Annotated in this window: 18 protein-coding genes; 12 read left to right on the plus strand and 6 right to left on the minus strand. The window is 69.3% G+C overall.

What is annotated here, in order from left to right; all coding sequences use genetic code 11:
* Positions 1-169: 169 nt before the first annotated feature.
* From AHIS1636_RS00900 to AHIS1636_RS00925, 6 genes are all read left to right on the plus strand, one after another.
* A complete protein-coding gene (locus AHIS1636_RS00900) occupies positions 170-1,828 on the plus strand; it encodes an ABC transporter substrate-binding protein (RefSeq protein WP_264793917.1) in 1,659 nt (552 codons plus the stop codon).
* The gene (locus AHIS1636_RS00905; RefSeq protein WP_264793918.1) at positions 1,813-2,757 is read left to right on the plus strand and encodes an ABC transporter permease; all 945 of its coding nucleotides are present in this window, start codon (positions 1,813-1,815) and stop codon (positions 2,755-2,757) included. Before AHIS1636_RS00900 ends, AHIS1636_RS00905 begins: the two co-directional genes overlap by 16 nt.
* Complete coding sequence (locus AHIS1636_RS00910) at positions 2,754-3,611, plus strand: ABC transporter permease (RefSeq protein ID WP_264793919.1); 858 nt, start codon at positions 2,754-2,756, stop codon at positions 3,609-3,611. The genes AHIS1636_RS00905 and AHIS1636_RS00910 overlap by 4 nt, the downstream gene beginning before the upstream one ends.
* Positions 3,512-5,341, plus strand: coding sequence for a dipeptide ABC transporter ATP-binding protein (locus AHIS1636_RS00915; RefSeq protein WP_373875763.1), 1,830 nt, complete (start codon positions 3,512-3,514; stop codon positions 5,339-5,341). The genes AHIS1636_RS00910 and AHIS1636_RS00915 overlap by 100 nt, the downstream gene beginning before the upstream one ends.
* 67 nt (positions 5,342-5,408) lie before the next feature.
* Positions 5,409-7,037: a stealth family protein gene (locus AHIS1636_RS00920; protein WP_264793921.1), complete on the plus strand. Its 1,629-nt coding sequence runs from the start codon at positions 5,409-5,411 to the stop codon at positions 7,035-7,037.
* A 50-nt stretch (positions 7,038-7,087) separates the two neighbouring features.
* On the plus strand, positions 7,088-7,447 hold the full coding sequence (locus AHIS1636_RS00925; protein ID WP_264793922.1) for a hypothetical protein: 360 nt from the start codon (positions 7,088-7,090) through the stop codon (positions 7,445-7,447).
* Positions 7,448-7,486: 39 nt separating this feature from the next.
* Here AHIS1636_RS00925 and AHIS1636_RS00930 read toward each other — a convergent pair whose 3' ends face one another.
* Positions 7,487-8,392, minus strand: coding sequence for a phosphodiesterase (locus tag AHIS1636_RS00930; protein WP_264794173.1), 906 nt, complete (start codon positions 8,390-8,392; stop codon positions 7,487-7,489).
* A gap of 181 nt (positions 8,393-8,573) precedes the next feature.
* On the opposite strand from AHIS1636_RS00930, the gene AHIS1636_RS00935 reads away from it, so the two are divergent.
* Positions 8,574-8,999 carry a DoxX family membrane protein gene (locus AHIS1636_RS00935; RefSeq protein WP_264793923.1) on the plus strand — a complete coding sequence of 142 codons (426 nt, stop codon included), beginning with the start codon at positions 8,574-8,576 and terminating at the stop codon, positions 8,997-8,999.
* 74 nt (positions 9,000-9,073) lie between these two features.
* Positions 9,074-9,664, plus strand: coding sequence for a GNAT family N-acetyltransferase (locus tag AHIS1636_RS00940; RefSeq protein ID WP_264793924.1), 591 nt, complete (start codon positions 9,074-9,076; stop codon positions 9,662-9,664).
* Here AHIS1636_RS00940 and AHIS1636_RS00945 read toward each other — a convergent pair.
* Entirely contained in the window at positions 9,661-11,340 is a 1,680-nt protein-coding gene (locus AHIS1636_RS00945) for an ABC transporter transmembrane domain-containing protein (protein WP_264793925.1), read from the minus strand. The two genes, AHIS1636_RS00940 and AHIS1636_RS00945, sit on opposite strands and share 4 nt — an antisense overlap.
* 7 nt (positions 11,341-11,347) lie before the next feature.
* Positions 11,348-12,439, minus strand: a complete 1,092-nt coding sequence (locus AHIS1636_RS00950; RefSeq protein ID WP_264793926.1) for a DUF1611 domain-containing protein — start codon at positions 12,437-12,439, stop codon at positions 11,348-11,350.
* Between the two features lie 201 nt (positions 12,440-12,640).
* Here AHIS1636_RS00950 and AHIS1636_RS00955 point away from each other — a divergent pair, with 201 nt between their 5' ends.
* Entirely contained in the window at positions 12,641-13,183 is a 543-nt protein-coding gene (locus tag AHIS1636_RS00955; RefSeq protein ID WP_264793927.1) for a histidine phosphatase family protein, read from the plus strand.
* 126 nt (positions 13,184-13,309) lie between these two features.
* Positions 13,310-13,660 (plus strand): hypothetical protein, encoded by a 351-nt coding sequence (locus AHIS1636_RS00960; RefSeq protein WP_264793928.1) that lies wholly within the window; start codon positions 13,310-13,312, stop codon positions 13,658-13,660.
* A 61-nt stretch (positions 13,661-13,721) separates the two neighbouring features.
* On the opposite strand, the gene AHIS1636_RS00965 is transcribed toward AHIS1636_RS00960, so the two are convergent.
* The gene (locus AHIS1636_RS00965) at positions 13,722-14,174 is read right to left on the minus strand and encodes a hypothetical protein (RefSeq protein ID WP_264793929.1); all 453 of its coding nucleotides are present in this window, start codon (positions 14,172-14,174) and stop codon (positions 13,722-13,724) included.
* Between the two features lie 234 nt (positions 14,175-14,408).
* On the opposite strand from AHIS1636_RS00965, the gene AHIS1636_RS00970 reads away from it, so the two are divergent.
* Complete coding sequence (locus tag AHIS1636_RS00970) at positions 14,409-14,906, plus strand: MarR family winged helix-turn-helix transcriptional regulator (protein ID WP_264793930.1); 498 nt, start codon at positions 14,409-14,411, stop codon at positions 14,904-14,906.
* Between the two features lie 15 nt (positions 14,907-14,921).
* A complete protein-coding gene (locus tag AHIS1636_RS00975) occupies positions 14,922-15,761 on the plus strand; it encodes a hypothetical protein (protein ID WP_264793931.1) in 840 nt (279 codons plus the stop codon).
* 109 nt (positions 15,762-15,870) lie between these two features.
* Here AHIS1636_RS00975 and AHIS1636_RS00980 read toward each other — a convergent pair whose 3' ends face one another.
* Together AHIS1636_RS00980 and AHIS1636_RS00985 are read right to left on the minus strand one after the other, a co-directional pair.
* Positions 15,871-16,773 carry a macrolide 2'-phosphotransferase gene (locus AHIS1636_RS00980; protein ID WP_264793932.1) on the minus strand — a complete coding sequence of 301 codons (903 nt, stop codon included), beginning with the start codon at positions 16,771-16,773 and terminating at the stop codon, positions 15,871-15,873.
* Between the two features lie 55 nt (positions 16,774-16,828).
* Positions 16,829-18,220, minus strand: a complete 1,392-nt coding sequence (locus tag AHIS1636_RS00985; RefSeq protein WP_264793933.1) for a flavin monoamine oxidase family protein — start codon at positions 18,218-18,220, stop codon at positions 16,829-16,831.
* Between the last annotated feature and the right edge of the window lie 38 nt (positions 18,221-18,258).

Raw genomic sequence — 18,258 nt, forward strand, 5'->3', positions numbered from 1 at the left:
TCCGCCTCCACAGGCGGCAGGACCGCCGGGTTCGCCCACATCACAGGCGCCCGGCATACCCCCGAGGTCTCCGGCTGGCCTAGCATTGATGGGTGCAGGTCTTGCCCGGCAGGGCTCCTGCCGCGGTGTGCGCAGCCGCCACCCGCCGATAAGTCGAGGAAGTTGCCCAATGTCGTTTCCCTTCCGTACCCCCGCCCGGGGTGTGCCTGCCGCGGCAGGTGCCGTGGCCGCCGTCGTACTTCTGGCCGGATGCAGCGGGGGCGGCGGTTCCTCCGACAACGGCGGGGAGCCGGTCAGCGGCGGCAACCTGGTCTACGCGACGGGCGACGCGGAGCCCACCTGCCTGGACCCGCATGTCGGCGGCAACTACCCGCAGGCGCTGATCTCGAGCCAGTACCTGGAGCCGCTGGTGTCGAGGAATTCCGACGGCGAGACCATCCCGTGGTTGGCCAGCAGCTGGGAACAGAGCGAGGACGGCCTGAGCTGGACGTTCACGCTCCGCGAGGGGGTGAAGTTCACCGACGGCACACCGCTGGACGCCGAGGCCGTGAAGGCGAACATCGAGCACGCGCAGGACCCGGCGACGGCGTCCTCGACCGGCTACCTGGCGCTGCGCAAGATCAAGAGCGCCGAGGCGGTCGACACGCAGACCCTGAAGCTGACCCTGAGCTCGCCGGACAGTGCGCTGCTCGAATCCTTGAGCATGCCGTGGGTGGCGATCCAGTCCCCGAAGGCGCTGGAACGCAGCCAGGAGGAAAATTGCGCCGCGCCGGTGGGCACCGGACCGTTCGTCGTGGACAAGTGGGTCAAGCAGGAATCCGTCACGATGGTGCGCAACGAGGACTACTCGGCTCCGCCGGCGGAGGGCTGGCATGCGGGCCCGGCCTACCTGGATTCCATCACCTGGCGGTTCATTCCGGAATCGGCCACCCGGTACGCGGCGCTGCAGGCCGGCGAGGTGCAGGTCATCGACAACGCGCAGCCGGACACCGTCAAGGCGGCCGAGGGCAGCGACGTGATCAAGCACCTTGATGCCCCGCGGCCCGGCGCGTCCAACCGCCTGGAGCTAAACAGCAGCAAGGCGCCGTTCGATGACCCGAAGGTCCGCGAGGCGTTTGTCCGTTCCGTGAACGTGAACGACGGCGTGTCCACCCTCTTCTTCGGCACCGCCAAGAGGTCCTACTCACCGCTGTCCAGCGTGGAACCGCTGGCCTATTCGGACCAGTCCCTGTTCGGGTACGACCTGGAGGAAGCCAACCGGCTCCTGGACGAGGCCGGCTGGACGGCGCGGGATTCCGCCGGTTACCGGGTCAAGGACGGCAAGCGGCTGACCCTGCAGTTCCCGGTCAGCACCAACCAGTCGATTCCTGCGGAACAGTCGCTCTTCGAGCAGTTCCAGGCGACGGCGAAGGAGGCCGGGTTCGAGGTCAAGCTGAACCTGCTGGACCTCTCCAGCTGGTACGGCGCGCTGGCCGAAAACAACTACAACCTGGTCAGCGCCCCCTACACCAAGGTCGGGCCGGACGTCCTGCGGATCCTGTTCCACTCGGACAGCACCAAGCCCGCGCCCAGCGGCTACTTCGCCAACCTGTCGCAGGTGAAGTCGGATGAGCTGGACGAGCTGCTGACCAAGGCCAGCGAAACTTCGGAGCCGGCGGAGCGCGAGAGGCTCTACGAGGAGGCGCAGAAGATCGTGCTCGAGGGCTACTACATCCTGCCGCTGTATGACCAGCAGAACCATTTCCTCTACCGCTCCGAGGTCTCCGGCGTGAAGGCGCTGCCCACCGTTTCCACCCCGACCTTCCACGATGCGTGGCTGACCAACTGAAGCCCGTCCGCTGGGTGCTGGCCAAGGTCCTGGGCGCGGCCTTCGTGCTCTGGGCCGTGGCCACGCTCATCTTTTTCGGCATCCGGATGATTCCCGGGGACCCGGCCGAGGCGATCCTGGGCGGACCGGGTTCGCAGGCCTCGCCCGAGGCCCTGGAGCAGGTCCGCCGGGACTATGGCCTGGACCAGCCGCTCCTCGCGCAGTACGCCGCGCAGCTGGGCCGGCTCATCCGGGGCGATCTGGGTGATTCCTACTCCCTGCGGATGCCGGTGGCGGACCTGATCGCAAACCAACTGCCGGGCACGCTGCTGCTGTCGGCGCTGTCCCTGCTGGTGGCCTGGCTGCTGGCCCTCGGCCTCGCCGGCTGGTCGACGCTCAACGGCCGGGCGGCGGGAGTCGTGGCCTCCGGGCTCGAGATCGCCGCCGCGGCAGTGCCCCACTTCTGGCTGGCGAGCGTGCTGATCCTGCTGTTCAGCAACTCGCTCGGCTGGCTGCCACCGGTGAACACCGGTTCCGCCGACGGGCTCATCCTGCCGGTCGTCACGCTGGCGCTGCCCCTGGCCGGCTTCCTCGGGCAGGTCATGCGCGAGTCCATGCTCGCCGCCATGTCCAGCCCGTTCGCGCTGTCGGCCCGGGCCCGCGGCGAGGGCGAGTCCGGGGTACTCTTCCGCCACGCCCTGCGGCACGCCGCGCTGCCGGGCATCGCGCTCTCCGGCTGGGCCTTCGGGAACCTGCTCAGCGGCGCCGTCGTGGTGGAATCCATCTTCGCCCGGCCGGGGCTGGGCCGGACGCTGCTGAACGCGGTGACGCTGCGCGACATCCCGCTCGTGACCGGCGTCGCCTTGGTTTCCGCGCTGGCCTACGTCCTGGTGATGGCGGCCAGCGACGTCGCCGAACGGGCGGCAGATCCGAGGCTGCGGACGGCATGAGCATCTTCTCCAGCAGGCGCAGCCACCGGGATCCGGCGCTGGCTGCCCGCTTCCCCGGCCTGCGCGGCCTGGAAATCGCCGCGGCCGCCGCCGCGCTCTTCCTGGTCTTCGCCGCCTGCTTCCCCACCCTGCTGGCGCCGTTCGACCCGCTGGCCATCAACCCGGCCGACGCGTTCCAGGCGCCCTCCGCGGCGCACTGGTTCGGCACCGACGAATCGGGCCGGGACATCTACTCCCGCGTGGTCCACGGTGCCCGTCCCTCGCTGCTGATCGGCGCCGCCGCCACGGCCATCGGCCTAGGGCTGGCGCTGCTGCTCGGCACCGCAGCCGGGCTGGGCGGACGCTGGCTGGACTTCGGCATCGGACGGATCCTCGAGGTGCTGTTCGCCCTGCCCGGGCTCCTGCTCGCGCTGGTCTTCATCGCAATCGCCGGCCCCGGCATCACCACGTCCGTCGTCGCCGTCGGCCTGTCCACCGCGCCGGGCTACGCCCGCATCATCCGCGGCCAGATCGCGCAGGTACGCTCCTCGCCGATGGTGGAGGCCGCCGTCGTCCTGGGCCGCAGCCCGGCCCGCGTGCTGGGACGGCACATCCTGCCGAACGCCCTCGCCCCCGTGTTCGTGCTCGGCACCCTCGGCCTGGGCCAGGCGGTGGTGTGGGCGTCGTCCCTGAGCTTCCTCGGTCTGGGGGCTCCGCCGCCCGCCGCCGAATGGGGCGCAATGCTCGCGGCCGGCCGCACCTACCTGGGCACGGCATGGTGGATGACGCTCTTCCCGGGGTTGGCGATCGTGTTGGCTGCCGCGTGCTCGACGGTACTGGGGCGTGCCCTGCAGCGGCGGGCGGTCTCGCGGTGAATTCCAACAACGAGGCCGTGCTGCGGCTGGAGAACCTGAACGTCGCCTTCAACGGCGAACCGGCCGTGCGCGGCGTGTCGCTGGAGATCCCGGCCGGGGAATGCCTGGCGCTGGTGGGCGAATCGGGGTCCGGCAAGTCCGTCACAGCGCGGTCCCTCATCGGCCTGGCCGGGACTGGCGCGAAAGTCAGCGCGGACCGGCTCGAGTTGTCCGGCAGGAACCTGGCCACGCTCAGCCAGCGCGCCTGGCGGCACGTGCGCGGCCGCCGGATCGGGTTCATCCTGCAGGACGCGTTGGTCTCGCTCGACCCGCTGCGCACCATCGGCCGGGAGATCGATGACGCGCTCCGGCTCGGCTCGGAATACAGCCGGCGGGACCGCGCCCGCCGGGTCCTGTCGCTGCTCGAGGACGTGGGCCTGGACAACCCGGCCCAGCGCGCCGGCCAGCGCTCCGGCGAGCTCTCCGGCGGCATGCGCCAGCGTGCCCTCATCGCCTCGGCCATCGCGCTGGATCCGGAACTGGTCATCGCCGACGAACCGACCACCGCGCTGGACGCCACCGTGCAGGCCCAGATCCTGGACCTCCTCGCCGGCCTGCGGGAGCGTGGCTCGGCGATGCTGCTGATCAGCCACGACCTGGCCGTCGTGGAGTCGGTCGCGGACCGGGTCGCTGTGATGACCGATGGCCGGATCGTGGAGTCGGGGCCCGCCGCCCAGGTGCTGGGATCGCCAAGCCACGACTACACCCGCAAGCTGCTGCGCGCCGTGCCCGCGGACCATGCCCGCGGCACCCGGCTCTCCGCGTCGCCCGCGCCGGCCGGCCAGGCCGCTGCGCACGTTTCCGGGCAGGCAGCAGCCGCCGGAGTGTCCGGAGCATCCGAAGCGCCCGCAGGACCGGCCGCGGTCCGCCAACGGCCCCTTCCCGTTCGGGTCCCGGCGGGCCGGCCGCCCGCCGGCACTCCGGTCCTGCAGGCGGCCGGGCTCACGAAATCCTTCCGCACGCCGGACAAGAAGCCGTTCACCGCGGTCGACGGTGTCTCCTTCGAACTGTCCGCCGGCGAGACGCTGGGCCTGGTCGGCGAATCGGGCTCGGGCAAGACCACCGCTGCCCGCCTGGTGCTGGGCCTGGCCGAGCCGGACGGCGGTGAGGTCCGGCTCTTCGGCCGGCCTTGGAGCGGGCTCCCCGAACGGGAGCGCCGCAGCCGCCGCACGCTGATCGGCGCCGTCTACCAGGACCCGCTCAGCTCATTCGATCCGCGCCTGACGGTCGGCCAACTGCTGGCCGACGCCTTGTCCGGCGGGCGGAGCCTGAATGCCAAGGCGCATGCGGCGGACACGGCCCGGCTGCTGGACCTGGTCGGTCTGCCGGCCCGCTTCACCGCCCGCGGCCCGCGGACCCTCTCGGGCGGGCAGCGCCAGCGCGTGGCCATCGCGCGGGCGCTGGCACCCAAGCCGAAGATCGTCATCTGCGACGAGCCGGCCTCGGCGCTGGACGTGTCCGTGCAGGCGCAGATCCTGGACCTGCTGGACGACCTGCAGCGGGAGTTCGGACTGAGCTACCTGTTCATCTCCCACGACCTCGGCGTGGTCCGGCACATGAGCGACCGGGTGGCCGTGATGCAGCGCGGCAGGATCGTGGAACAGGGTCCGGCGGAGCAGCTCTTCGCGTCCCCGCAGCATGCGTATACCCGGCAGCTACTCGCCGCCGCGGTCCATCCTCCGCGCACCTGAAGCTGGCGGGAGGGCCACAGCGCCGCTGGGATTACTATTGGAGGGAATCCACAACATTCTCCCCGCCATGAAAGAGGATCCTTCCATCACGGACTCGCTTGCCCCCACTGACATTGCCGGCGCCTACTTCGGCGCGCCGGAGCCGGAGGAGACCCAGCGCGACGTCGTCGAGGTCACTTCACCTGCCGCCGTCGCACGCCTGGAGGACCGCGACGACGTCGTCAAGGTCAAGCGGCGCTACGCCCTCGTCAACCGGGACCGCACGCCGCACGAGGCCATGGTCGAGGACCTGCTCTTCATCCGCGGAGTGCTCGACGGCGCGGGCCTGCCCTATCTGCTGGTCCGGGGCAACGACGCGCGCCCGGTCATCGCCGTCAATTGGGAAGACCGCAAGGCGCTGCAGTCCGCGCTGGCCGATGCCTGCCGCAACGAGCCCTTCTACTCGATGACCGTCGACGCGAAAAAGAGCACCGCGTTGCTGGTCGGCGACGGCCGGCTCGCCGAGGGGAACAAGGCGCGCATCTTCCGGCTCTACCGCCCCCGCATCGAGCCCAACGGCGGCCTCGTCTACGGGCAGTCCGCCGGCGTGCAGATCGAGCTCTGGCGCTGGGAGGGCGACAACGTAGTCCTGCCGATCGAGAATTCGCTGACCCGCCGCTCGCTTCCCGGCGCCGAAGCCGTCCGGGGCACGGTTTTCCGCTACGGCCTGGAATGGCCCACGATCGAGAACATGTTCGCGGACCATGCCACGGACATCGACTTCGAGATCGACATCGTCTTCTCCTGGGTGGACGGCAACGACCCGGCCTACCAGGCTGCCCGCAGGAAGCGGCAGGAAGGCGTCGTCCTCGGCGAAGGCGACGAGGCGGACGCCCGCTTCCGCCAGATCAACGAGCTCAAGTACGCGCTCCGTTCCGTGCACATGTTCGCCCCCTGGATCCGGCACATCTTCATCGCCACGGACTCCCCCGTTCCGGCATGGCTGGATGCGGAGCATCCGGCGATCACCATCGTGCGCAGCGAGGAGCACTTCAAAGACCCCTCCGTGCTGCCCACGCACAATTCGCAGGCCGTGGAGGCCCAGCTCCAGCACATCGAGGGCCTGAGCGAACACTTCCTCTACTCCAACGACGACATGTTCTTCGGCCGCCCGGTCGGCCCGGACGTCTTCTTCTCCCCCGGCGGCATCACCAAGTTCATCGAAGCCAGCACCCGGATCGGCCTCGGCGACAACCATCTGGACCGCTCCGGCTTCGAGAATGCCGCCCGGGTGAACCGGAAGCTGCTCTACGAACGCTTCGGCCGGATCACCACCCGCCATCTCGAGCACTGCGCCGCGCCCCTGCGCAAGAGCGTGCTGTTCGAAATGGAGGACGTCTTCGCCGAGCAGTTCACCGCCACCGCCGCCAGCCGGTTCCGTGCCAAGGACAACATTTCGGTCACCAACTCGCTCTACCACTACTACGCCCTGCTCACCGGCCGCGCCGTCACGCAGACCGAGGCCAAGGTGAAGTACGTCGACACGACCATGTACTCGGGCCTGAGGCAGCTGGCCCGGCTGCTCAAGAAGCGCAACCACGACTTCTTCTGCCTCAACGACGGAAGCTTCCCGGAGGTCCCGGCGGACGAGCGGCAGGATGTCGTGACGGACTTCCTCGGGAAGTACTTCCCGATCCCCGCGCCCTGGGAGAAATGAACGGCCTTTCGCCACTTCCCGCCGGGTTGGCCGGCGCCTAGGCTGGCAGCATGTCCAACGACTCCTCAGCGGCTGCCCCGGCCGAGCGGCGCAGCATCCTGTCCATGCTCTCCGAAGACTTCAAGTCCTTTGCCTGGCGCCGCTCCTTCGGCGATCCCGTGCAGGTGGGCGACCAGCAGGTCATTCCCGTGGCGCTGGTGAAGGTCGGCTTCGGCGGCGGCGGAAGCGGGAACGACGGCGGCGGGGGCGGGGGCGGCGCGGTGCTTCCGGTCGGCATCCTGGCCGCGGACGAGAACGGCCGCGCAAGCTTCATCCCGAACCCGATTGCCGTGCTTGCCGTCATGGTTCCGCTGGTCTGGGCCAGCGGGCATGCGGTCGCCCGGATCATCTCCGCCGCGCGGAACCGCTGAACGGCCCGGGGCGGGACCCGCTAGTAGCAGGCACCGCCGCTAGACGCGGCTGAGCTCCCGGCTGCCCTCCGGGATCCGGATCCTGGCGGCCGCCAGCCGGCGCTGTGTCTCCTCGGCGTCCACGTACTGCCCCACGGTCGGGTGCTCCCCGACCGGCACGACGGAGTGGACGATCGTCTCGTCGTAGACATGCACCAGGTTGTAGGCCTGCGCTCCGTCCCGTCCGCGGGTGCCGCCCACGGGCACGTTCAGGTCCTGGGTGTAGCAGGTGGCCGAGGCGACGGAGACGGGGACGCCGGCGAAGGTAGCCGTCGTCGAATAGTGCAGGTGGCCGGCCAGGATGGAGCGCACGTCGCTGCCGCGCACCACGTCCGCCAGCCGGCGCTGGTCCCGCAGCTCCACCAGCACGGATAGATCCAGCACGCTGGGGACCGGCGGGTGGTGCAGGGCCAGGATGGTCCCGTCCGGCGCGGGGACTGCCAGCTCGGCCTCGAGCCACTCCAGCTGCTCGTCGCTGACCTCGCCGTGATGGAAGCCCGGGACGGTGGAGTCCAGCGTCACGATGCGCAGGCCGCCGACGTCGTAGCTCTTGTCCAGCGGGGCCATGTCAGCCGGGAGGTCCATCAGCCCGGTCCGCAGGTTCGCCCGGTCATCATGGTTGCCCATCACCCAGATCACCTCGGCCCCGAGGCGCCGTGCGGACGGCTCGACGATGGCGCGCAGCTTCTCGTACGCCTCCGGCTCTCCCTTGTCCGCGAGGTCACCGGTGAAGACAATCGCTTCCGGCCGCGATCCCGATGCCTCGAGGCCGTCGAAGACCTCGCGCAGCCGCGCCTCGCTGTCGACGCTTCCATAGAGGGGGTCCGAGCCGCCCACCAGGTGGGTGTCGCTCATGTGCAGTATGAAATGGTTTGGCCTGGGATGCTCGGCCTGGATGTAATCCATCATTTGCCTTCTGCTGGTTGAACCGGGTTTAACGGTTCCTACTTCAATCCATACAAGCAGACGGGGCTCAAACTTCAAGTTAACAAGCCGTCGGACTACGCATTATTGCGCTCTGGCGGCACGCGGTTTAGGGACGTAGGCTCTAAACCGTCGACCGTTTCCGGCGTACGAGAGGACCACCATGAAGCTCAGCCATATTCCGCTCCGGCTCGCCACCGGCGGATTCATCCTGAATTCCGGCCTGGGCAAGACGGATCTGGACAAGGAAAGCGCGGCCGGCATCCAGGCCATGGCCGCCAACATCTTCCCGCAGGTCAAGCAGATGGAACCGGAGCAGTTCGGCAAGTTCGTCAGCTACGGGGAGATCGCCGTCGGCGGCATGCTGCTGGCACCCTTCATCCCGAGCCGGCTGGCCGGCCTGGCCCTGGCCGTCTTCTCCGGATCGATGGTCGGTATGTATTTGAAGACTCCGGGCATGACGCAGGAGGGCAGCGTCCGGCCGACCGCCGAGGGCACCGCCCTGGCCAAGGACGTCTGGATGCTCGGCATCGCGCTGTCGCTGATCCTAGACCGGAAGAAGCCGCGCAGCTCCCTCTCCGTCGGGTAATCCGCCGGGCAATCCGGGCCAGGCAGGCGGACCGTTTCGATGCACGGCGGAGGCGCACGCCTAAGATGGTGCGCGTGAGTAACGTGACACCTCCCGCCGCGGAAGCACCGCCGTTGCCAAGCATCCGTGCCGCCCTCCCGGGCGAAGGCGCCGCACTGGCCGAGTGCGCGGCGGCCACCTTCCCCATGGCCTGCCCTCCCGAGATGACGGCCGAGGACATCTCCGACTACGTGGCTGCGAACCTGGGCGCACCGCATTTCGAGCAGTACCTGGCCGATCCGCGCCGCAGCCTGCTGGTGGTCGAGGACGACGCGGAGGGTTCGCCGCGGCTGGCCGGGTACAGCATGCTCATCCACACCCCGCCCGCGGATGAAGAGGTGCGGGCGGCGCTCACAATCCGGCCGGCGTCCATGCTGAGCAAGTTCTACGTCCGCGCCGATGCCCACGGCAGCGGGCTGGCGCACCGGCTCATGGCCGCGACCCTCCACACCGCGCGCCATGCCGGCGCCCGCGCGGTGTGGCTCTCAGTCAACGAGCACAATCTGCGCGCGCAGAAGTTCTACGCGAAGAACGGCTTCCGCACGGTCGGCGGCATGGACTTTCCCACTGCCCGGCTGGTCCTGCGCGACCACGTGCTGGAGCGCCGGCTCCAGGCCGAACCCTAAGGCCCGTTCCAGCGGTAGGACGCCCACACCAGGTCCAGCCCGGCGTGCGGGCAGTCGATGTTCCACTCGGTGTACTCCCCCGCCACCGAGCCGGGGTGGTCCGAGGCGAACAGGACCACGCCCGGATAGTCCCGGACCAGGCGAGCCAGCACCGCCGTACCGGCGTGGTCCAGGTCTGCGTCGATCCGGTTCAGGACCAGCAGCGGCGGGTCGCCGAGCGTGGCCCTGGCCAGCAGCAGACGTGCCCGCTCCGACGTCGACAACGGTTCACCGCCGCGCTTCAGCTGGGTCTGCTCCCCGCGGGGCAGCCGGGCGATCCGTTCGGCCAGACCCATCCGTTCCAGCGCGGAGGTGCCGGCCGCCGGGTCGAGGTCGGGCATCCGGTAGCGGACGCTGCGCGCGATCGAGCCGCGCTCGAGATGCGTTCCCGCGGCAGCGTAACCCAGTAGCGCCCGCCTCGTGCGGCCGCCGCTGTCCAGCAGGGACTTCCCGTCGATCAGCGTGCAGGCATCCGGGTCGCTGCGCACGCCGATCAGCTTTTCCAGCACGCGCGTTTCCGCGGCCGGGTCCGCGGAGACGATCCGTATCCGGTCCCCCGGGCCGGCCCGCAGCTCCGGTACGGCACAGTTGCGGCACTCGGAGAGGCCGGTCACCAGCAGCGAACCCGGCATGTTCCCGCCCTCCGTTCCCGCCGCCGCGCCTGGCCCCTGCGGGATCACTCCGGGGTTGCGGCGCCGTCGTCCTTCCCGGGCGTCCGCCGCCACGGCCAGCGCCGGCGCCAGGATGCGCCGGGCAGCCTTGAAGTTCTGCCGGTACTCGACCACCCGGCCCAGGTCCGCCACGGGTGCGGCAATCATGCCCACGATCGTCAGCCCCGCCGCGATGGTCGGCGTCGGCACCGCCTGCCATACCCCGACGGCGGCAACCGCCGCGCTGCCCAGGGCGGCGCCGGCTGCCGCGGATCCGCGGATCCAGCCCGCGATCGCCGCGCGGTGGACGGCGGCATCAACGACCTTCCGGCCGGCCTTGTCCACCTGGCTGACCTCCCGGGCCTCGCCGCCGGCGGCCCGGATGGTACCCGCGGCGATCACGGTGTCGGCCAGCCGTGCGGCCAGCCTCCCGCGCTGCTGCCGGAGCGTCCGGGCGCGGTGGAAGGCCGGACGGGCCAGCAGCGCCAGTCCTCCGGTGAGCACTGCCAGGGGAACGACGACGGCGGCGGAGAGTGCGGGGGCGAGGAACCACAGCGCCACGGCCGTCCCAAGGATCATCGGGATGCCCACGGCCAGCGGCGCAATTCCCAGCGCGATCCAGTTCCGCACGCTGGACAGGTCGTTCGTACTGCGGGCGATCGTCACGCCGGGCGACGGTCCGCGGTCCGTGGCCAGCGCCGATTCCACCAGCCCCTTGCGGATCCCGTGGATGTAGTCCTGGCCCAGCTTTTCGGCCAGTACACGCTCCAAGGCACGCAGCGCGCCCCCACCCAGCGCGGCGGCGGCGAGTCCGGCGACCACCGGCCCGGAGCCCGCACCGGCCGCTGCCGCGCCGTCCAGCAGCCGCGTCATCAGTAGCGCGCTCGCCCAGGCCAGCACGGCCATGGCCAGCCCGGTGCCGATCAGCAGGGCCATCAGCCCCCGGCGGCGGCCGGCGAACAGCTTGGGCAAGGAGTTCCCGGCCATGGTCCGCCTACTTGCCCGCCGGCAGCAGCTTCACGGCCGTTGACGGATTGCACAGCTCGTAGGTATCGATGACGGGTGCGTCGATGACGCCGGACGCTTCGCGGGCGGCCAGCGGCGACGCCGTCAGCAGGCCCGAGACGGCGGCAAGGTGCACGCCGCCCTGGCGCAGGACCTCGACGCCGGCTGCTGCGCCGAGGGCATCGGCGGCCGCGAAGACCACGCGGTCCACGGCGTTGTGGAACACGGGATCGCGCAGCAGCCGCGCAGTCTCCCCCTGGTAGACGCCGTCGGCAATCTCCACCACGACGACGTCGGTCTCGGCCGTGGTCAGCGCATCGATCATGCTGGTCAGCAGGCCGCGGACCGTCGGATAGTCAAGCAGGTAGGTGGTCGGGAAGCCGAAGTCGGTGAAGTCCAGCACGCGCCGGGCGCCGGCATCGGTGAAGAGCCGCGGATCGTTGCCGGCTCCGGTACCGGTCGCCTTGCCTGCGGACACCGTCAGTCCGGCCCTGCCCAGGCCGTTGACCATGCAGCCCAGGGTGGTGGATTTGCCGGAGTTCATCGAGGTGCCCAGGACCGCGATGACCTGCGGCCGGCCGGGGAGCGTTGTCACAGAACTGACCCGGTGCGGAGCGAAGTCCTGCAGGTTGACCACCGCGCCGTTCCTGGCGAGCAGCCCGATCGGCTCGATGGAGGTTGCCTGGACGATATCGGAGTGCTGCTCGACGACCATAGCGGCCAGTCCGCCGCCGGCCACCAGCGAACACGGGGCAAGGTCTGCGGGAACTACGGCACGGAACTGGTCCGGTGCGTAGCGGTTGCCGTAAGCGACCAGGATTTCGTCGCCCACGAACATGGCCTGCCGGCGCGAGTCAGGGCTTTCCAGGCGCTTGTGGTGCCCGATGGCCGCTACCCGTGCCAGCACCACGTCGCCGGCCGAGGGAGCCGCATCCCACAGTTCATATCCGCCGGCATCCTCGGACAGTGCATCGGCCAGGAAGCGCGTGGTGTAGGCCTTTTTGGCCCGGCGCAGCCGTTCCGGATCGACGTGCTCCTCCGCCATTGAGGGGAAGTCGCGGGGGTGGATTACGAGGCTCATCTGTTTGCTCCTTTGTGCGGGTTCCGTTGACATTCACCAGTGAACCGGGTCCGCATGATACGAGGATGATTCCTGCATGAGAGCGCCCTCATGAATCGTTTACCTTCCATTCACGGCCGCTCTCCGCCTCCCTGGCCCGCGTTTCCGATCCGCGCAACGTTAGGGCAGGATGGAGGGGGACCGAAATGAGGAGGCCTGAGAGTGCTGGCATTGGTGCGACATGGCGAAACGGATTGGAATTCCGCAGGACGCCTGCAGGGACGGACCGACATTCCGTTGAATGACCTGGGCCGGAGGCAGGCGAACGACGCCGGCGCCGCCCTCGCCGCACAGGATTGGGACCTGCTCGTATCCTCCCCGCTGCGCCGCGCGGTCGAAACCGCGGAAATCATCGGCAGCCACGTCGGACTCGACATCTCACTCACCATTCCCGACCTGATCGAACGCGACTTCCGCGGGGCCGAGGGGTCCGTCCTGCTTGGCATGGAGCGCGAGGACATCGACAAGCTGCTGCTGGTTTCCGAATCCGAGGCCGAAGTCGCGGCGCGCAGCGTGGATGCACTGCAGCAACTGGTCAGGGAGAATGCCGGCCGCCGCATCATCGTTGTCGCCCACGGCACGCTCATCCGGGTCACGATGGGCCTGCTTCGGGGCGAGCCGCACGCCCACGTGCTCAACTGCGAGACCATCGAACTCGAGCCCGAACTCCTGATGGGCTTCGAGCCCGAGGCGGCAATCCGCTAGCCCCCGCCACCCGAAGCCGCGGATACCTGCCGAAAGACCCAAGACAGGGAGGCAGGCCTCGTCCTATGCTGAAGGTGACCTGCGTGCGGCAACGGAGCCGCGCACCGGAGAGCCGAAGGACATGGAATGCGGGATTTCCAGTACTCAGCGACCGCGAAAACGAACAGCAAGCACCCGTACGACTGGGGCAGGGCGATGGCCCTCGCGGTTGCCCGCCTTACGGCCCAGGCGGAAGGCGAAGGCCTCGGACGCCGTCGTGATCTCTACGACGAAGACCTGACGCTGCGGATCAGCGAACTCGCCGACGGCATGCAGATTACGTTGTCTTGGACTCCCGGGGCGGAAGAGGAGACGGCAGCGCCCGCGCACCGGGTCCGCGAGGCGGCCTCCGTGATCCGCGAGGCGATGCCCGGCGCGTCCTCGGTCGGCGCCAAGTCTGTAGCGGAGGAGGCGTTCCGCGCCGCGCCGGCCTCCTGACAACGGTCCGACGCCTGGCAGGCCCCCCTTCGCCGCATCGTTGTCCGATTCCTGCGCCCGGTCAGTTGCCTTCGGACGACGAGTCCGCAGGTACTTCCATACGGAAGCCGCACGCGCAGCTCAGCAGCACGGTTTCCATCTGGACCTGCGGCAGGGCCGCGCCCTCCATCGGCGCCTCATTGGACACCGGGTCGTAGATTGGGTGCAGCCCGGCCTCGGCCACCCGCATCGGCTCGCCGCAATGGACGTACCCCGCGTCGTCGGCGACGAGCCGGCTCAGGCTGTCATCCAGCCCCGGCAACGGCCTGCGGGTCAGGTGCCCGTAGAAGCTGTCGCACTCGGAGCACGAATAGCTGATATTCCAGAGCGGGCGGCCGGAAGGATCGGCAGCGGCGGCCCGCTCCAGGTCCTCGACAATCAGATACTCGTCGGTGCCGCATTCGATGCACCATGGGTCCGCGACGCCGTCTTCCCCGTCCATTGCCCAGTACTGCGGAGCGCTTTCCGCGGTCATCGTTGGTACTCCTTCCAGTGAGCCGGAAGCATCACGGCTCCCCTGATGACCCCAGTATAGCTAACCATAAGCATGCTTAGTGCATAATGGGCGTTTCTGTTTTCGGTGCTGCAGAAGCGCCGCCTTACGCCGCCGGCCATAACCGGAAGTGAGCTTGGACACGGTGACCATTTGGTTGGCCAAACCAAACAATTTGATTGGTCAAACCAAACTAATGGGGGCTAGAATCGAAGCATGCAGGAAGTCTCCGCAGACCCCCCATCAGACGAATCCCCGACACCCGGAGACCTCGTCCGCGCCGGCGTAACCCAGCTCATGCGCTGGACCACCAGGGCCCAAGGCCGCAAGGAACTTTTCGGTCCCGCGGCGGAGGATATGTCGGCGAACGACGTCGTCCTGCTCGATTTCATCCACAACTTCGGCCCGGTCAGGCTTTCGGAATTGGCCAGCCAACACGGCGTGGACAAATCAACCATGACACCCCAAGTCAATAGGCTGGACAGTAAGGGTCTCATCGAACGGCACAACGATCCGGATGACGCCCGAGCCACCCTGGTCAGCACGTCGCCGGAGGGCCGCGAACTGCAGCGCCGCATCGGCGCCGCAGGAGCAGAACTCTTCGACGAACTGCTCGCCGGCTGGTCCAAGAAGGACCGGCAGGCGCTGGCCACCCTCCTCGACCGCTTTGTCCGCGAACTCATCGCCTCGCACCCGGGCGACTCCACAACCTAAGGAAAGGAGCACCAAGTGACTTCCCCGTCTCCCAGCAAAACCTCAGAGCAGCGCAGGACCACACCCGCAAGCCGCCTCATGGATGGCTGGCGCCACGCCGCAGAGCGGATTCGGGAAACGGGCATCGGTGTTCCCCTTGCCGTCCTGGCCGTCATCGCACTGTTCTGGGTGGCCCTCAGGCTCGCGAACTACGCCCAGCAGAACGCGATTTCCCCCGTCGAGGCCCTCGTGCGAATCTACGGAACCGGTGCCGCCGTGCTGCTGACCCTGGTCATCGCCGCCGCATCGGTCTGGACGATCATCGAACGGCTCGGCTACACGGACAAGTTCTTCGGCCCCGAATCCACGGGTGCCCGCCCACAGGCCGAAAGGCCGCAGCCGGTCTTCCTGGAAGCCACCGGCACGGCCGCCGTCCCGGTGGTTCCTGCCTCACGTCAGCTTCCGCCCGCGCCGCGTCAGCACCCCCAGGCGACGCGTTCGCCCCTGCCCGTCCCGGAGCGTGCCGGGGGTGCCGGGGGGACAAGGAACGACGGCGGCGTCCCCGACGTCCCGGCGCCAGCCACCCCCGCTGCGTCCCGCCGGACGGAACCCGCCCCGGTCCGCCCGGAAGCTGCGGCATCAGCCCCGGCCCGTCCGGCTGCACCCGCCGCCAAGCCCGCTTCGTCTGCCGGGGCCACGCAGTCCGGCCAGCGCAATGCGGCACCGGCCCGCCCGGCGGCGCAGCCTGCCTCCACGGACAAGCCCGCTTCATCCGGCAAACCCGCGGCTGCCGGCAAACCGGACAAGAGCAATCCCCTCGCCAAGGGCAAGGGCACCAAGTCCAAGTCCGGCAAGCCGCGGGGACGAAACGCCTGAGGCACTCAGCCGGTCAGCCGGGCAGCGAGCAATGGCCCTGCCTTCCTTGAAGGCAGGGCCATTCTTGTGCAGCTGCCGCGGATTCCTGCGCTTCCCTGGCTCCCGCGCGCTACTCGTCCGGGTCGAGCTGGGCGGCCGCCGCTGCCCAGTGGTCCGGATCGCCGGTTGCCAGCGCGTAGGCGCCGTAGCCGATCGGCCCGGCCGCCATGATCTCGGCGCACTGCTCCGCCAGCCGCCCGGGAATGCGGCCGCCTTCGTCGAGATAGGTCCGGACCGTCAGCTCGAAGGCCTCCGGCGTGGACATGCTGTGGTGGAACATGAAGTCGACCGCTGGGTCGCCCACTTTCGCCGTGGTCCAGTCCAGCACCGACCTGATTTCGGCGTCGTCGTCCAGCAGCAGATGGGCGGGATAGAGCTCGCCGTGGGTGAAGACGGTGAAGTCGGGCCAGTAGCTGTCTTCGTCCAGCCAGGCGTTCCACCGGTCAAGCAGCCGCCCGGCGATGCTGAATTCCGCGCTGACCTTGGCCAGGTTGGTGCGCCACTCCTCGCGGACCTCGGCCGGGGTAAGGGTCGGGATCCTGGCGGCCTGGGCCGCCTCGGCATCGATCCGGTGCAGCTGCGCGATGAGCCGGCCCAGGGACCGACAGTACGCCGTCGACTCCCGGTCGAAATGCCAGGCCGCTTCCCCGTCCTCCACGGTGAGTCCGGGATACCCGGGCAGCGCGGGGTAGGCGACCAAGGTCCGGCTCCGGATGCGCCAGTCCGGGACTGAGACCGAAAGCCGGCCCTTGACGAGCTTCAGGATGCGGGCCTCGTCGGCGGTCTTGACGGCGGCATCGGGCCGCCGCGGAATCCGCAGGACCCACGCCTTGCCGTCCTTGGCAGTCGCGAAGGCCACCAGATAGTCAAGTCCCGCCTCGTTGAACTCCACGCTGGCGGGAATGATGTCGAGCCCGTGTTCCTGGGCGAGGTCGGCCACGTAGGCCGGGGTGTAATCGGGGCCCTCTGTCATCTGCATCCTCCCTGAAGATGCTGCCACTGTACCGCCGCAGGCGGCAGTACGTCCGTCAGCGGGGCGCGACGGCCGCTGCCCGGTCGGCGGCGACGATGCGGTCGGCCGTCTGCCGGCCTATCCGGATCGCGCCGTCGACATGCTGGTACCCCTCGGCGGCCAGGTCGGAGCTCGACCAGTAGATGGGGCCGACCGGCTTGAGCTGGTCCGGCCCGTAGCGGTGCAAGCCGCCGAGGTCGTAGCTGGCGGCGTAGGCGCCGCGCGTCCATTCCTCGGAGCCCCAGTCGGATTCGTAGTAGACCTCGGGATTCAGCGCCTCCGGGCCCAGGTAGCCGGCGATGGATTCGAGGATGCGCTGCCGGCGTTCCTCAACGGTCAGCTCGAACACCGCGTCCGCCTTCTCGTCCGAAACGAAACCCACCAGCGTGCCGCGGTCGTCGCCGTCGTTGGTGTTGTCGTAGACCTCCTGCACCAGGGCGCCGGGACCGAAGCAGGTGCCCGACAGGCCGTCCTTCCGCCAGAACGGCGTGCCGTAGACGGCATGGACCTTGATGACCAGGCCGAGCGACTGGTGCTGGTGCATCTGGTGCTGGCGGCGCGGCAACGGGGGCTCGAAGGACACGCGTGAGTAGAGGTTGGGCGGCACGGCCATGATGGCGTAGCGCGCCTGCACGGTCGCGCGGTCCGAGACGGCGGTGACCCCCGTGCCTTGGCCGCTTTCGCCGCCCCACCGGAGCGTCCGTACGGGACTTTTGAGTACGACGTCGTTCCCCAGCTTTTCGGCGAGGCGTTCGGACACCTGCTGCATGCCGCCCGCAACGCGGCGGTCCAGGATGAAGTTGTCGTCGACCAGGTTGCTGAAGGAGCCCGCGGAGGCCGCCATCAGCACGGCCTGCAGGGCGGAAAAGGAGTGGGCGGGCTTGGTGAGCATGCCGCCGGCGATGAAGAGTCCGATGTTGTTGCAGGCCGCCTCGTCGGAAGACTGCCGGCGGAGCCAGTGGTGGAAGGAGACGGTGTCCAGCTCGCGGGCCAGCGGGTGCGTCCAGGGCGCCACGGGGCCCGCCTCGGCCGCGAGAGTGTCCAGCAGGGCGATCAGCCGTTCCATCTCGGCCTGCGTCTGCGCGCCGACCGGGAACATCTCGCCGGTGTAGCGGGTGCGGGTGCCATCCTCGGCGAGATACACCGAGTCGCCCTCGCGGTAGCGCTGGAAGGTCTCGAGGCCCAGCTCTTCGAGCGTCTCCAGCAGCGCCGTCTGGTCCGGGGAGACCCACTGGCCGCCGATTTCCAGCATGGCGCCGTCGATGGTTTCGGTCCAGGTTCGGCCGCCGACCCGGTCCCGGGCCTCGAGGACGGCCACGGAGAGCCCCTCCTGCTGCAAACGGCGGGCTGCGCTGAGGCCGGATGGTCCGGCCCCGATGACGACGACGTCGCGTTCCATGTTGGTCATGGTCTCCACTCCTGCGGGTCCAATAAAATGAATGCTGT

This window comes from Arthrobacter mangrovi, from assembly GCF_026011795.1.
Taxonomy (GTDB): domain Bacteria; phylum Actinomycetota; class Actinomycetes; order Actinomycetales; family Micrococcaceae; genus Crystallibacter; species Crystallibacter mangrovi.